Origin of the sequence: Micromonospora sp. HUAS YX12 (assembly GCF_040215685.1) — a bacterium.
Taxonomy (GTDB): domain Bacteria; phylum Actinomycetota; class Actinomycetes; order Mycobacteriales; family Micromonosporaceae; genus Micromonospora; species Micromonospora tulbaghiae.
Genome location: NZ_CP157974.1, coordinates 3,241,883 through 3,256,138 on the forward strand (window position 1 = coordinate 3,241,883; position 14,256 = coordinate 3,256,138).

Sequence of the window (14,256 nt, forward strand, 5' to 3'; positions counted from 1 at the left end):
CCACTCTGCGTGGCCCGCCGCTCAGACCAGGCGTACGCGGGCGGCGCGCAGCCGGGTCAGCGTACGGTCGCGGCCGAGCACCTCCAGCGACTCGAACAGCGGCAGGCCGACGGTGCGACCGGTGACCGCGACGCGTACCGGCGCCTGCGCCTTGCCCAGCTTCAGCCCGCGTTCCGCGCCGACCGCCTCCAGCGTGGCCTTGAGCGACTCGGCGTCCCAGGACTCCAGCGCCTCGAACGCGACGATCGCCGCGTCCAGCAGGTCGGCGGCGCCCTCCTTCATCGCCTTCGCCCAGGCCGCCTCGTCGATCAGCGGGTCGGCCAGGAACAGGAAGTCGACGTTCGGCACGATCTCGCTGAGCACCGCGATCCGGGTCTGCGCCAGCGGGGCCACCGCCGCGAACGCGGCCGGGTCGAACTCGCCGGGCTGCCACGGCGGCGGGGCGATGGTCTCGGTGCCGGTGAGCCACGGCCGGCACGCCTCGACGAAGTCCGCCACCGGCAGCGCCCGGATGTAGTCGCCGTTGAACGCGCGCAGCTTCTTCTCGTCGAAGAACGCCGGGGACGGGTTGACCTCGTCCAGCCGGAACTCCTCCTCGATCACCGACCAGGGCACGATCTCCCGGTCGCCCGACGGCGCCCAGCCCAGCAGCATCAGGTAGTTGCGCATCGCGTCGGCGAGGTAGCCCTCGTCCCGGTACGCCTCCAGCGCGACCTTGTCCCGCCGCTTGGACAGCTTCTGCCGCTTCTCGTTCACCACCACCGGCACGTGCGCCCAGACCGGCGGCTTGACGCCGAGCGCGTCCCACAGCAGCTGCTGCTTCGGGGTGTTCGGCAGGTGCTCCTCGGCCCGGATCACGTGGGTGATCCCCATGGACATGTCGTCGACCACGTTCGCCAGCAGGAACACCGGGGAGCCGTCACCGCGGGCGATGACGAAGTCCTCGATCAGCTTGTTCTCGAACGTCGGCTCGCCGCGGACCAGGTCGACCACCACGGTCTCGCCCTCGTCCGGCGTACGGAAGCGCAGTGCCCGGCCCTCGCCCGGCCCCAGGCCGCGGTCGCGGCAGAAGCCGTCGTAGCCGCGCTGCTGCGGGCCGGTACGCGCCTGCACGTCCTCGCGGGTGCAGTCGCAGTAGTAGGCGCGGCCGCCCTCGTACAGCCGCTGCGCGGCGGCCCGGTGCTCGCCCGCGTACGAGGACTGGAAGTACGGGCCCTCGTAGCTGCCCCGGGCGATGCCGATCCAGTCGAGCGCGGAGAGGATGCCCTCGGTCCACTCGGGCCGGTTACGTGCCGCGTCGGTGTCCTCGATGCGCAGCACGAACACCCCGCCCTGCTGCTTGGCGAAGATCCAGTTTTGCAGCGCCGAGCGGGCGCCGCCGACGTGGAACATACCGGTCGGGGAAGGGGCGAAGCGTACACGTACCGTCACGCCCCCCAGCCTACGGCGGACCGCGACGGGTTTCCGGCAGGGGGCCGGGTCAGGGCACCGCCTTGATCTTCACGACCAGGGCGCTGCCGAGCAGGGTGACCGCCGCGGTGACCGCGTACAGCGTCGGGTAGCCGCCGAGGTGCACGACGATCGGCGCGGACAGCGCCGGACCGAGCACCTGCGGCGCCGAGTTGGCGATGTTGATCACGCCGAGGTCCTTGGCCCGGTCGGTGGCCGCGGGCAGCACCTGCGTGATCAGCGCGGCGTCCACCGACAGGTAGACCCCGTACCCGGCGCCGAGCAGCAGCGCCGCCACCATCGCCATCGGCCAGGTCGGCGCCACCGCCAGCAGCACCGCCGCCACCGCCATGATCAGCCCGGAGGCGATCACGAAGACCTTGCGCCGGCCGGAGCGGTCGGACATCCGCCCGGCCACCACGGCGGTGAGCATCATGCCGACCGTGTAGAGCAGGATCAGCACCAGCAGCGAGCCCTCGGGGTCGGCCACCCGTACCCCGTCGGTGAGGAAGTAGAGCAGGTAGAGCGTGCCCAGCGCGTTGCCGGTCTGCACCAGGAACCGGGTGAACCAGGCCCAGGCGAAGTCGGGGTGGCGGCGCGGGCTGATCCACATCGAGGCGAACAGGGACCGCAGCCGCAGCGGCGAGCGGTGCTCCCGGGGCAGCGGGTCGTCCTGGGTCAGCAGCGCGAACGGCAGCGACAGCAGCAGCACGGCGAGCGCGATCGCCGCGTACCCGGCGGCGTTGCCGGTGACCACGGCGGTCACCAGCACCGCGCCGAGCACCAGGCCCAGCGCCTGCGGGATGCCCACCCAGCCGGACACGCCGCCGCGCTGCGCCACCGGCACCCGGTCCGGGATCGCGGCGGTGAGGCTGGCGAGCATCGCGTTGAAGCAGACCTGCGCGGCCACCCAGGCCACCGCCACCCCGGCGATGGTGTTCTGCCGGGCCAGCAGCACCAGGGCGAGCGCGCCGACCACCGCGCCGCACGCGGTCCAGACGTGCCGGCGGCCGAAGTGCCGGTTCGCCAGCCGCAGCGAGGTGCGGTCGGACAGCGCCCCGGCCAGCGGGTTCGCCAGCACCGCGGCGAGCGCGCCGAGGCCGGTGACCACCGCCAGCATGGCCTCCTTGTCGGCCGGGGCGATCCGTTCCACCTGCTGCGGCAGCAGCACCTGGATCGGGGTGAAGAACGCCATCCAGACGCCCAGGTTGGCCGCGAAGATCAGCGCGATCCAGCCCCGCCGCACCGGGACGGACGGCTCGGCGAGCGCCGCCGGCAGCGAGGCCGGCGTCGGGTCGACGGTGGTCATCGCCGCACCAGGTCCCGGAACCATGTGTACGACGACTTCGGCGTCCGCCGTTGCGTGTCGAAGTCGACGTGCACCAGGCCGAACCGCTTGGTGAAGCCCTCGGCCCACTCCCAGTTGTCCAGCAGCGACCAGACGAAGTACCCGGTCACCGGCACGCCCTCGGCCATCGCCTGGCGCACCGCGCGGACGTGCCCGTCCAGGTACGTGATCCGCTCCGGGTCGTGCACCCGGCCGTCGGCGTCCGGTGCGTCGTCGTACGCGCAGCCGCTCTCGGTGACCTGGATCGGCGGCAGCGCGTCGCCGTACCGCTCGTGCAGCCGGAGCAGCAGCTCGCGCAGCCCGTCCGGGGCCACCGGCCAGTCGAACGCGGTGCGCGGGTAGCCGTCCAGCGGCACGATCTCGAACGGCAGCGGCGAGTCCGCCTCCGGCGCCCGGATGCCCGTCGGGTTGTAGTAGTTGACGCCGAGGACGTCGATCGGGGCGGCGATGACGTCCAGGTCGCCGTCGCGCACCACGCCCGGGTCGGGGCCGAGCGCGTCGGGGTAGCCGCGTCCGAGCAGCGGATCGGTGAACAGCCGGTTGTGCAGCGCGTCGTACGCCGCGGCGGCGGCCCGGTCCGCGTCGGTGTCGCCGGCGAGCCGCACCGGGGAGTAGTTGTTGGCGATCGCCACCGGGGACGTGCTGCGGGCGCGCAGCGCGGCGACCGCGAGACCGTGCCCGAGGAGCTGGTGGTGGGCCACCGGGAAGGCGTCGAACAGCAGCGTCCGGCCGGGGGCGTGCTCGCCCACGCCGTGGCCGAGGCTCATGTGGATGAACGGTTCGTTGAGCGTGATCCAGAGCTTCACCCGGTCGCCGAGGCGGGCCGCGGTCAGGTCGGCGTACTCGGCGAAGCGGGCGGCGGTGTCCCGGTTCAGCCAGCCACCGGCGTCCTCCAGCGCCTGCGGCAGGTCCCAGTGGAACAGCGTGGCGACCGGGTCCACGCCGGCGGCGAGCAGCCCGTCCACCAGCCGGTCGTAGAAGTCCAGCCCGGCGGCGTTGCCCGGGCCGGTGCCGGCCGGCTGGATCCGGGGCCAGGCGATCGAGAACCGGTACGCGGACACCCCCAGCCCGGCCAGCAGCGCGGTGTCCTCGGCGTACCTGTGGTAGTGGTCGCACGCCTGGTCGCCGGTACTGCCGTCGGCGATCCGGCCGGGGGAGTGGGCGAACGTGTCCCAGATGGACGGGCCGCGGCCGTCGACTGTGGTCGCGCCCTCGATCTGGTACGCGGAGGTGGAGACCCCCCAGCGGAAGCCGGCGGGGAACTCGGGCATCGGCGAGGTCGTCAAGTCACCCTCCAGAACGTGAAGCGTGCTCGCGACTCTAGGGCTCCGCGGACCGCTGCGCCATAGGCCGGGATGGCTGGGTGGCGCAAGGGAGTTCGGCGTGTCTTTTCCGAACACGTCCGCTTAAGTCCGATTTACACATAGAGTGCCGAATATCGCGGATGTGATTTAAGTGGGGGAAAGATAACTCATGATCCTCGTGGAACGCAGCGCACACGTGGCGGCGCCGGTGGAAGTGGTCTGGGACGTCGTGCAGCGCGCCGAGCAGCTGCCGGCCTGGCTGGCGGGAGTCCGCGCGGCCGAGGTCCTGTCCGGGGAGGGATTCGGGCGGCGGCAGCTCGTCCAGGCCGGACGCGGCGCCGCGCACGAGGCCGAGGTGATCGCCTTCCAGGAGCCGACCCTGATCGGCTGGCGCGAACGCGCGAAGGGCGCCGGCGCCCGGGCCGAGGCGCGCACCGAGATCTACGTCCAGCTGACCCCGGACGAGGAGGACGGCGGCACCGTCGTACGCCTGATCGTCGTGCGGTGGCCCGCCGGACCCGTCAAGGCGGCCCTGCTCCGGCTCGGCCTGCGCCGGGTCGGCGCCGACCTGGAGGACTCGCTGGCCCGGCTGACCGACCTGGCCGCCGTCGGCTGACCGAGCCCGTCCCGGCGTCGCCCGCGATGGTGGCGGCCCGGCGTCCCCGCCAGGGACGCCGGGCCGTCGTCGTCTCCACCCGAGGTGTTAAGAAGGGGCCCCTTCTCTACCGGAGGCGTTAAGAAGGGGCCCTTCCTTACTCACTCAGCTGTCGCCGCCGGTCTCGCCGACCGGGGCGGCGTTGACGTCGTCCAGCGCGTACTTGCGGGCGGCGTCGGCCGGCACGTGGGCCGGCACCACGCCGCGCAGCGCGAGCTGGCGCAGCGTGGCGACCGCGACCGACTCGGCGTCCACGTGGAAGTGGCGGCGCAGCGCGTGGCGGGTGTCCGACATGCCGAAGCCGTCGGTGCCGAGCGAGGTGTAGTCCCCGGGTACCCAGCGGGCGATCAGGTCCGGTACCGCGCGCATCCAGTCGCTGACCGCGACCTTCGGCCCGTCGGCGCCGGCCAGCTTCCGCGCGATGTACGGCACCCGCGGCTCCTCGCCCGGGTTGAGCAGGTTGTGCTCCTCGCACTCCACCGCGTCGCGGCGCAGCTCGGTCCAGGACGTCACCGACCACACGTCGGCCGACACGCCCCAGTCCTCGGCGAGCAGCTGCTGGGCCTTGAGCGCCCACTGCATGCCGGTGCCGGAGGCGAGGATGTTCGCCTTCGGCGCGTCGTCGCCGACCTGGGGCGCGGGGGAGTAGCGGTGGATGCCCCGGAGGATGCCCTCGACGTCCACGCCCTCCGGCTCGGCCGGCTGGAAGATCGGCTCGTTGTAGACGGTGAGGTAGTAGAAGATGTTCTCCTGCGCCTCGCCGTACATCCGGTGCAGGCCGTTCTCCACGATGTGCGCCAGCTCGAAGGCGAACGCCGCGTCGTAGGAGACCACCGCCGGGTTGGTGGCGGCGAGCAGCAGCGAGTGGCCGTCCTCGTGCTGGAGGCCCTCACCGTTGAGCGTGGTCCGGCCGGCGGTCGCGCCGAGCACGAAGCCCCGCGCCATCTGGTCCGCCGCCGCCCAGAAACCGTCGCCGGTGCGCTGGAAGCCGAACATCGAGTAGAAGATGTACAGCGGGATCATCGGCTCGCCGTGGGTGGCGTACGCCGTGCCCGCGGCCGTGAACGAGGCCACCGACCCGGCCTCGTTGATCCCCTCGTGCAGGATCTGGCCGGTGGTCGACTCCTTGTAGGACAGGAACAGCTCCCGGTCCACCGAGGTGTAGCGCTGGCCGTGCGGCGAGTAGATCTTCTGGGTCGGGAAGAGCGAGTCCATACCGAAGGTACGGGCCTCGTCCGGGATGATCGGCACCCAGCGCTTGCCGAACTCCTTGTCCTTCATGATGTCCTTGAGCAGGCGGACGAACGCCATGGTGGTGGCGACCTTCTGCTTGCCCGACCCGCGCTTGACGTCGGAGAACCGCTCGGTGCCCGGGATGGCCAGCGTCTTGCGCGCGGTGCTGCGCGTGGGCAGGTAGCCGCCGAGCTGCTGACGCCGGTCCTTCAGGTACGTGATCTCGTCCGACTTCTCACCCGGGGTGTAGTACGGCGGGAGGTACGGGTTCTCCTCCAACTGCTTGTCCGGGATGTCCAGGTAGAGGCGGTCGCGGAAGAGCTTCAGGTCCTCCAGCGTCAGCTTCTTCATCTGGTGCGTGGCGTTGCGGCCCTCGAAATGCGAGCCGAGCGTCCAGCCCTTGATCGTCTTGGCGAGGATCACGGTCGGCTGCCCGGTGTGCTCCATCGCCGCCTTGTAGGCCGCGTAGAGCTTGCGGTAGTCGTGGCCACCCCGCTTGAGGTTCCAGATCTCGTCGTCGGACAGGTGCTCGACCATCTTGCGGGTCCGCGGGTCGCGGCCGAAGAAGTGCTCCCGCACGTACGCCCCGGACTCCGCCTTGTAGGTCTGGTAGTCACCGTCGGGCGTGGTGTTCATCAGGTTGACCAGCGCGCCGTCGGTGTCCGCGGCGAGCAGCGGATCCCACTCCCGGCCCCAGACCACCTTGATGACGTTCCAGCCGGCGCCCCGGAAGAACGCCTCCAGCTCCTGCATGACCTTGCCGTTGCCGCGGACCGGTCCGTCCAGGCGCTGGAGGTTGCAGTTGATCACGAAGGTGAGGTTGTCCAGCTCCTCGCGGGCGGCCACGCCGATCGCGCCGAGCGACTCGACCTCGTCCATCTCACCGTCGCCGAGGAACGCCCAGACGTGCTGCTGGGAGGTGTCCTTGATGCCCCGGTGGTGCAGGTAGCGGTTGAACCGCGCCTGGTAGATGGCGTTCAGCGGCCCGAGGCCCATGGAGACCGTGGGGAACTCCCAGAAGTCCGGCATCAGCCGCGGGTGCGGGTACGACGGCAGCCCGCCACCGGGGTGCGACAGCTCCTGCCGGAAGCCGTCGAGCTGGCTCTCGCTGAGCCGGCCCTCCAGGAACGCCCGCGCGTACATGCCGGGGGAGGCGTGACCCTGGTAGAAGATCTGGTCCCCGCCGCCCGGGTGGTTCTTGCCCCGGAAGAAGTGGTTGAAGCCCACCTCGTAGAGGGACGCCGAGCTGGCGAACGTGGAGATGTGCCCACCGACGCCGATCTCCGGGCGCTGCGCCCGGTGCACCAGCATCGCGGCGTTCCACCTGATGTACGCCCGCAGCCGCCGCTCGACGTGCTCGTCACCCGGGAACCACGGTTCGCGCTCCGGCGGGATCGTGTTGATGTAGTCGGTGGTGGTCAGGGACGGCACCCCGACCTGCCGCTCGCGGGCCCGCTCCAGCAGGCGCAGCATGACGTACCGGGCTCGCTTTGTCCCGCGCTCGTCGATGACACCGTCGAGCGACTCGACCCATTCGCTGGTCTCTTCAGGGTCGATGTCCGGAAGCTGGCTCGGCAGACCAGCGGTGATCACCGGGCGCTTGCGTTCCGTAGCCACAGGCGTTCCCTCGGTTTCGTGTGGGATAGGTCTCTAGCGCCATCCTGCCCCCTGGTGGCGCGTGTCGTCACCTCTCCCACCCCCAGACGCGACGCTGAACACAGGTACCCATCAGTAACTTTGCGCGATCACCGGGTGCGCTATCGGCGCACGCGGCGGCGAACCGGGCACTGCGGCAGAATGCGCCGTATGCGCAGTGAGGTGATCACCGTCCGGACCGGCTCCCGGCCGACCGTCCGGGACATCACGAGCGAGGCCGAGCGGTTCGTGTCCGGGGCCGGCGACGGCCTGCTGCACGTCTTCGTCCCGCACGCCACCGCCGGGCTGGCGATCATCGAGACCGGCGCCGGGTCCGACGACGACCTGCTGCGGGCGCTCGACGACCTGCTCCCCACCGACGACAGGTGGCGGCACCGGCACGGTTCACCCGGGCACGGCCGCGACCACGTGCTGCCGGCGTTCGTGCCGCCGTACGCGACGCTGCCGGTGCTCGGCGGGCGGCTCCAGCTCGGCACCTGGCAGTCGATCTGCCTGGTCGACACCAACGGCGACAACCCCGACCGTCAGGTGCGCCTCTCGTTCCTGGCCGGCTGACCGGCCGGACCGGGCGCCGCGCGCCCGGCCCGGCCGCGCCGTCACGGGCGGACCGTCTCCGCCTCCACCGTCTGCCGGCCCTGGTCGACGCCGGGGGCGGCGGTGCGCGCCGCGGCCGGCGGCCGGTCGTGGGTCAGGTTCAACCCGGGTACGCGGTCCTCGATCACGAACGTGGCCCGGGTGTACGCGGGCGCGTCCGGCCGGCTGCCGCGCCGGCGGCGCCGAGCGCCGCGCCGCTGAGCAGGATGGTACGTCGGGACAGAGCCACGGTTTTCCTCCCCGGAGTCCGGTTCGTCGACTCCGGGCAGCCTCACGGACGTCGATGGCCAGAAGGTGACGCGCGGACGACCGGCCGGGAATTTCCGCCGAACAGCGCTTCATGATCGGCAATCGGTTGCACGAGGTGCCTGACCGTTCGGCTGATCGAAGATCGACTCGCCCATACGATGACCTGATGGCGCAATCCACCGCTCCCACCGTCCACAACCGGGCGGACCTGGCCGGGGAGACCGTGCGCCGGATCCTGCACGTCGCCGCCGCGATGCGGCACCACCAGGACGAGGGGATCGCGGCACTGGGCCTCACCCCGGCGGCCGCCCGGGCGCTGCACCAGCTGGACCCGGACCGCCCGCTCCCGGCCCGTGACCTCGCCGAGCAGCTCGGCTGCGACAGGTCCAACGTCACCGGCCTGGCCGACAAGCTGGAGCAGGCCGGGCTGGTGGAACGGCGTACCGACCCGGCCGACCGGCGGCAGAAGGCGCTCGTGGTCACCGGGCGGGGGCGGCAGGTACGCGACCGGATCCGCCAGGTGATGTCGGACTCCCGACTCCTCGACGGACTGAGCACCGACGAACTGGCCACACTGCGGGATCTGGTGCTGAAGGTCTCCGACGGCGGCTGCCCGCAGGAGTGTGGCCAGGTCTGAGCCGCGCCGGGCGGAACGTGTCCGACTGGGCGAGACGGGCCCGAGTCGGTAATGCTGTCCGCGTGACCACCCCGCACGATCTCGACGACCGGCTCCGAGCCGAACTGGCCGCGCTCGGGGCGCCCGACCAGCGGCGCGACCTGGGCGAACCGCTGCCCGACGGCGGGCCGTTGACCGGGGCGCAGGCGCTGGCCCTGTTCGACGCGCAGGTGACCAGCCGGCTGCTCGACCTGGCCGGGCGGTGGCTGTCCGGCTTCGGCGAGGGGTACTTCACCGTCGAGTCGGCCGGTCACGAGGGCGACGCCGCGGTGGCCGCCGCGCTGCGGCCGACCGACCCCGCGCTGCTGCACGCCCGCTCCGGCGCGTTCTACTGCCTGCGCGCCGCCCAGGCCGCCGGCGCCTTCCCGCCCGCCCCGTCGCCACCCGCCCCCGCTGCCGACACCGCCTTCACCGCTGTGCCGGACGCCGCTCCCGGTGCTGCCGACCTCGGCACCTCACCCGATACCACTTCCCGGGAGATGCGTTCCACCAATCGGGACACGGAGAGATCTTGGAGCGAAAGTGCCCCTATGGGGGCCGTTTCCTACCAAGATCTCGACGCTGACCCGGGGGGCGCGACTGTCGTCGTACCCGATCTGCCGCAGCCCGCGCCCGGCGACGCGTTCGCGGCGGCGGCGCGCGACGTGCTGCGCGGCATCGTCGCCTCCGCCGAGGAGCCGGCCGCCGGCGGGCGGGCGAAGGTCTTCGGCAGCGCCGGCCTGGCGGTCGTGCCGACCACCTCGACCGCCGGTTCGCACCTGCCGCGCGCCGTCGGCCTGGGGCTCGCGCTGGAGCGGCTGCGCCGCGGCACGCGGGCGTCCGACGGCGAGGCCGAGGCGGCGCCCTGGCCCGCCGACGCCGTGGTGGTCTGCTCCTTCGACGACGGCGCGGTCGACCACGCCACCACCGCCGCCGCGCTGCACACGACCGGCTGGTACGACCACGCCGGCCTGCGCATCCCGGTGCTGTTCGTCTGCGCGGACAGCGGCGCCTCCGCCGAGGGCTGGGTGGCCGCCGCGCTGCGGTCCCGGCCCGGCATCCGGTACTTCGCCGCCGACGGCACGGACGTGGCCGCGACCTACCGGGTCGCGGCGGAGGCGGCGGACTGGGTACGCCGGCAGCGCCGGCCCGCCGTGCTGCACCTGAGCGCGGTCCGGCTGATGGAGCAGGGTGACGGCGACGCGGCCCACGACCCGCTGCTGGCCACCGCGCGGCTGCTGGTGACCTCCGGGTACGCCGGTGGCGAGGAACTGCTTGCCCGCTACGACGAGCGGGGCTGGCAGCTGCGCCGCGTCGCCGAGGAGGTGCTGGACGAGCCGAAGCTCGCGTCCCCGGTCGAGATCGTGCGGGAACTGGCGCCGCGCCGGCCGGTCCGGGTGTCCCGCGCGGTCGCCGAGGCGGCGGCACACGCGGCCGGGCCGGGCGCCGGGGCGCGGGCGGAGGCGTTCGGCGGCAAGCCGCCGGAGCTGACCGGCCCGCTGACGCTGGCGCAGAGCATCAACGGCGCGCTCGCCGACGGCATGCTCGACCATCCCGGTACGGCGGTGTTCGGCCACGAGGTGGCCGCCCGGGGCGGGGTGTACGGGGTGACCGAGGGGCTGCGGGACCGGTTCGGGGCGGCACGCGTGGTCGACACGCTGCCGGACGAGACGTCGATCCTCGGGCTCGGGCTGGGCGCCGGGCTGGCCGGACTGCTGCCGGTGCCCGAGATCCGCCACCTCACGTCGCTGCTCGGCGCCGAGGACCAGCTCCGCGGCGAGGCGGCCACCATGCGGTTCCTGTCCCGGGGCGCGTTCCGCAACCCGATGGTGGTGCGGGTGCCCGGCCTGGCGAGCGCGGAAGGACTCGGCGGGCACGACCGCAACGACAGCTCGCTGGGGGCGCTGCGGGACGTACCGGGGCTGGTGGTGGCCGTGCCGGCCCGGCCGGACGACGCCGCGCCGATGCTGCGTACCTGCCTGGCGGCGGCCCGGGTGGACGGCAGCGTCTGCGTCTTCGTGGAGCCGATCGCGCTCTACCACGTCCGTGACCTGTACACCGACGGTGACGACGAGTGGGCCGCCGAGTACGCCGAGCCGGGCACCTGGGCGGACCGGCACGTGCCGATCGGGCGGGCGCGCGTCTACGGGATCGGCTCCGCCGAGGACCTCACCATCATCACGTTCGGTAACGGGGTGCGGATGTCGCTGCGCGCGGCGGCCACGCTGGCCGGGGAGGGCGTGGGCAGCCGGGTGGTGGACCTGCGCTGGCTGGCCCCGCTGCCGGTGGCCGACATCATCCGGGAGGCCTCGGCGACCGGCCGGGTGCTGGTGGTGGACGAGACGCGGCGGACCGGCGGGGTGGGCGAGGGCGTGCTGTCCGCGCTCGTCGACACCGGATACGTGGGCGCCGCGCGCCGCGTAGCCGCACTTGACTCGTTTGTACCATTAGGTCCGGCTGCCCGTCAGGTACTGGTCTCCGCGGAAGCCATCACCCAGGGTGCCCGTACGCTGCTGGCACGGTAAATTCCGTTCCACCCGGTGCGCCACTTGCGCGGCGAGCCGCAACTGTGTGGACTGAGCCCGACGGTGTCACCCGACGCCACGAGCAGGGATAGATGAGGAGGCACTCGACAGTGAGCGCGACCGCTGGCCAGGCCGACGGGGTACGCAGCCTGGCGGACCGGTTCGGTATCGAGCCGGGCATGGTCGTCATGGAGATGGGCTACGACGACGACGTCGACACCGATCTCCGGGACGCCCTGACCGACCGCTGTGGCGAACTCGTCGACGAGGACACCGACGAGGTGGTCGACGCGGTTCTGGTCTGGCACCGCGACGGCGACGGTGACCTGTTCGAGCTCCTCGTCGACGCCCTCGGGCCGCTCGCGGACAACGGCGTGGTCTGGCTCCTGACCCCGAAGGCCGGGCGCGACGGCCACGTCGAGCCGAGCGAGGTCGCGGAGAGCGCGCAGACCGCCGGGCTTCAGCAGACCTCCACCATCAACGCCGGCCGCGACTGGAGCGGCGCCCGCCTCGTCATGCGGCGCGGGTCCAAGAGCAAGAAGTAGGGCGGCGCCGCACACCCGGCGGCCGCGGTCGCCGGGTGTGGCAGGCTGATCATCTCCAGACCCGATCCCCGAGGGAGCACGCATGCCCATCGAGGTTGGCGCCGAGGCGCCCGACTTCCTGCTCAAGGACCAGAACAACCAGGAGGTCCGGCTCTCCGACTTCCGCGGTCGCAAGACCGTGCTGCTGGTCTTCTACCCGCTCGCCTTCACCGGCATCTGCCAGGGCGAACTGTGCGAGGTGCGGGACAACCTCAACGAGTACGTCAACGACGACGTCCAGGTGCTGACCGTCAGCGTCGACTCCGTGTACGCCCACAAGATCTGGGCCGACCGGGAGGGCTATCAGTTCCCGCTGCTGGCCGACTTCTGGCCGCACGGCGCGGTGGCGCAGGCGTATGGCGTCTTCAACGAGGTCGCGGGCATCGCCAACCGGGGCACCTTCGTCATCGACAAGGCCGGCGTGGTCCGGTTCGCCGAGATGAACATGCCCGGCGAGGCGCGCGACCAGCAGGGCTGGCGCAAGGCGCTGGCCGAGGCTGTCGCCGCCTGAGTCCCACACCCCAGGCACGTCGTTGCGCGGGGCCGGAGGCGGGCAGGTAAGCTGGCCGCTCCGGCCCGCCGTACGGGCGTTCCGGGCGCGTAGCTCAGTGGGAGAGCACTCGCCTTACAAGCGAGGGGTCGCAGGTTCGAAACCTGCCGCGCCCACCATCCACCAGCAGCGAATACCGCCCCAGCAAGATCACTCCCCAGGGCGGTGACAGCAACGGCGACAGCAGTAGCGCTCACGAAAGCATTCCGTCGAGCCTCTTGAGTGGCACGCATCTGGGCGGAGCCCGCGCCGGCGTTGCCACCAGGCGCCACCGGGCCGGTCCGCCTGGGTCCGTTGTCCCCGGCCCTCTGGCGTCACCTGCAGCCGGGTATGACGATCACCATGCACGAGGGTCGGCCCGTGTTAGGAACGGCCAGCATCATCGAGGCATCGAATGTGCACTGACATCGACAGGCCCGGATGGTGAGGTGACGCACGCGGTGAGGTCGGAAATCCGTGGCCGGTTCCGGTGGATGGTGTTTGACTCTTGCCGGTGATCAGTGACGGGAACCTGCGTGCCTGTATCGCGGCCCATTGGGGACTGGCGGACGCGACGGTTCAGGTGCACAACGGCGGAATGAACTCGGCGACGTGGTTCGTCTCCGAGGGCGGCGAACGATGGGTGGCCAAGGCAGTCGCGCCGGGATCACGCCGTTCCTTCATCGGCGGCCTTCAGGTCGCGGCTCACGTCGAGGCGGCAGGCGTTCCAGCGGGCACCCCGGCAGTGACGAGGCACGGAAGCCTCGTCGCCGATGTCGATGGAGTGCCGCTCGGATTGTTGAACTGGGTCGCGGGCACCGGGTTACGCGGCGGGAACCCGGACGAGCAACGGCTGATCGGGGCGACCCTGGCGCGAGTGCACGCAGCACTGAGCGGCGTGACGATCAAGGATGCTGACCGGTTTCACTGGGTTGAGACGCAGGCGCCTCATCTGGCGGTTCGTCCTTGGGTCCGAGCCTCAGTGGCGGCCGCCCTTGCGGGGTACGAGGCGCTTGATGCCGGATCCTTGTCGTGGGGTCTGCTACACACCGATCCGGCTCCAGAGGCATTCCGGCTCGACCGCATGACGGGAGAGTGCGGGTTGATCGACTGGAGTATCGCGATGAACGGTCCGCTGTTGTACGACCTCGCTTCGGCAGTGATGTATGTAGGAGGCATCGATCAGGCCGATCACATGGTGGAGGCATACCTGGAGAGCAAGACGATGACGCGCGCCGAGGTGGAATACGGCTTGCCGACCATGCTCCGGTTTCGCTGGGCGGTGCAGGCTGACTACTTCGCCCACCGCCTCGTCACCGACGATCTGACCGGAGTCACGAGCGCGTCCGACAACGAGATGGGCCTGGAGAATGCGCGCCGATGGCTCGGTCGTCTGGGAGCCGAGGAGCCCTCCGGGATGCACATGGACCACAAGACAAGGTGAAACGTCGGCAACCGGCCACGGGGACTCCCCG

Annotated in this window: 12 protein-coding genes and 1 tRNA gene; 8 read left to right on the forward strand and 5 right to left on the reverse strand. The window is 71.8% G+C overall.

The genetic code is table 11. The features are described 5' to 3' along the window. Positions 1-21: 21 nt before the first annotated feature. The 3 genes from gltX to ABIH81_RS15850 all read right to left on the reverse strand — a co-directional run bounded on the left by gltX (position 22) and on the right by ABIH81_RS15850 (position 4,068). Entirely contained in the window at positions 22-1,392 is a 1,371-nt protein-coding gene (gene gltX / locus ABIH81_RS15840) for a glutamate--tRNA ligase (RefSeq protein ID WP_349881119.1), read from the reverse strand. An 88-nt stretch (positions 1,393-1,480) separates the two neighbouring features. Continuing rightward, on the reverse strand, positions 1,481-2,758 hold the full coding sequence (locus tag ABIH81_RS15845) for an MFS transporter (RefSeq protein WP_349880978.1): 1,278 nt from the start codon (positions 2,756-2,758) through the stop codon (positions 1,481-1,483). Then, positions 2,755-4,068, reverse strand: a complete 1,314-nt coding sequence (locus tag ABIH81_RS15850) for a GH1 family beta-glucosidase (RefSeq protein ID WP_349880979.1) — start codon at positions 4,066-4,068, stop codon at positions 2,755-2,757. The genes ABIH81_RS15845 and ABIH81_RS15850 overlap by 4 nt, the downstream gene beginning before the upstream one ends. A gap of 202 nt (positions 4,069-4,270) precedes the next feature. Between ABIH81_RS15850 and ABIH81_RS15855 the strand changes: the two genes are divergently transcribed. Beyond that, entirely contained in the window at positions 4,271-4,717 is a 447-nt protein-coding gene (locus tag ABIH81_RS15855) for an SRPBCC domain-containing protein (protein WP_349880980.1), read from the forward strand. A 144-nt stretch (positions 4,718-4,861) separates the two neighbouring features. Here the strand turns inward: ABIH81_RS15855 and aceE are convergent, their stop codons facing one another. Next, a complete protein-coding gene (gene aceE, locus ABIH81_RS15860; RefSeq protein ID WP_349880981.1) occupies positions 4,862-7,606 on the reverse strand; it encodes a pyruvate dehydrogenase (acetyl-transferring), homodimeric type in 2,745 nt (914 codons plus the stop codon). 189 nt (positions 7,607-7,795) lie between these two features. On the opposite strand from aceE, the gene ABIH81_RS15865 reads away from it, so the two are divergent. Beyond that, the gene (locus tag ABIH81_RS15865) at positions 7,796-8,200 is read left to right on the forward strand and encodes a secondary thiamine-phosphate synthase enzyme YjbQ (RefSeq protein ID WP_349880982.1); all 405 of its coding nucleotides are present in this window, start codon (positions 7,796-7,798) and stop codon (positions 8,198-8,200) included. A 41-nt stretch (positions 8,201-8,241) separates the two neighbouring features. Here ABIH81_RS15865 and ABIH81_RS15870 read toward each other — a convergent pair whose 3' ends face one another. Beyond that, on the reverse strand, positions 8,242-8,367 hold the full coding sequence (locus ABIH81_RS15870) for a hypothetical protein (protein ID WP_349880983.1): 126 nt from the start codon (positions 8,365-8,367) through the stop codon (positions 8,242-8,244). 287 nt (positions 8,368-8,654) lie between these two features. On the opposite strand from ABIH81_RS15870, the gene ABIH81_RS15875 reads away from it, so the two are divergent. The 6 genes from ABIH81_RS15875 (at position 8,655) to ABIH81_RS15900 (ending at position 14,225) form a co-directional block, all read left to right on the forward strand. Beyond that, entirely contained in the window at positions 8,655-9,125 is a 471-nt protein-coding gene (locus ABIH81_RS15875; RefSeq protein WP_349880984.1) for a MarR family transcriptional regulator, read from the forward strand. Between the two features lie 62 nt (positions 9,126-9,187). Beyond that, positions 9,188-11,668, forward strand: coding sequence for a transketolase C-terminal domain-containing protein (locus tag ABIH81_RS15880; RefSeq protein WP_349880985.1), 2,481 nt, complete (start codon positions 9,188-9,190; stop codon positions 11,666-11,668). A gap of 110 nt (positions 11,669-11,778) precedes the next feature. Then, positions 11,779-12,213: a DUF3052 domain-containing protein gene (locus tag ABIH81_RS15885; RefSeq protein WP_013287823.1), complete on the forward strand. Its 435-nt coding sequence runs from the start codon at positions 11,779-11,781 to the stop codon at positions 12,211-12,213. Positions 12,214-12,295: 82 nt separating this feature from the next. After that, positions 12,296-12,763: a peroxiredoxin gene (locus tag ABIH81_RS15890; protein WP_349875737.1), complete on the forward strand. Its 468-nt coding sequence runs from the start codon at positions 12,296-12,298 to the stop codon at positions 12,761-12,763. A gap of 83 nt (positions 12,764-12,846) precedes the next feature. Beyond that, positions 12,847-12,921, forward strand: a tRNA-Val gene (locus ABIH81_RS15895). A 374-nt stretch (positions 12,922-13,295) separates the two neighbouring features. Continuing rightward, complete coding sequence (locus ABIH81_RS15900) at positions 13,296-14,225, forward strand: phosphotransferase (RefSeq protein ID WP_349875738.1); 930 nt, start codon at positions 13,296-13,298, stop codon at positions 14,223-14,225. The last annotated feature ends 31 nt before the right edge of the window (positions 14,226-14,256 follow it).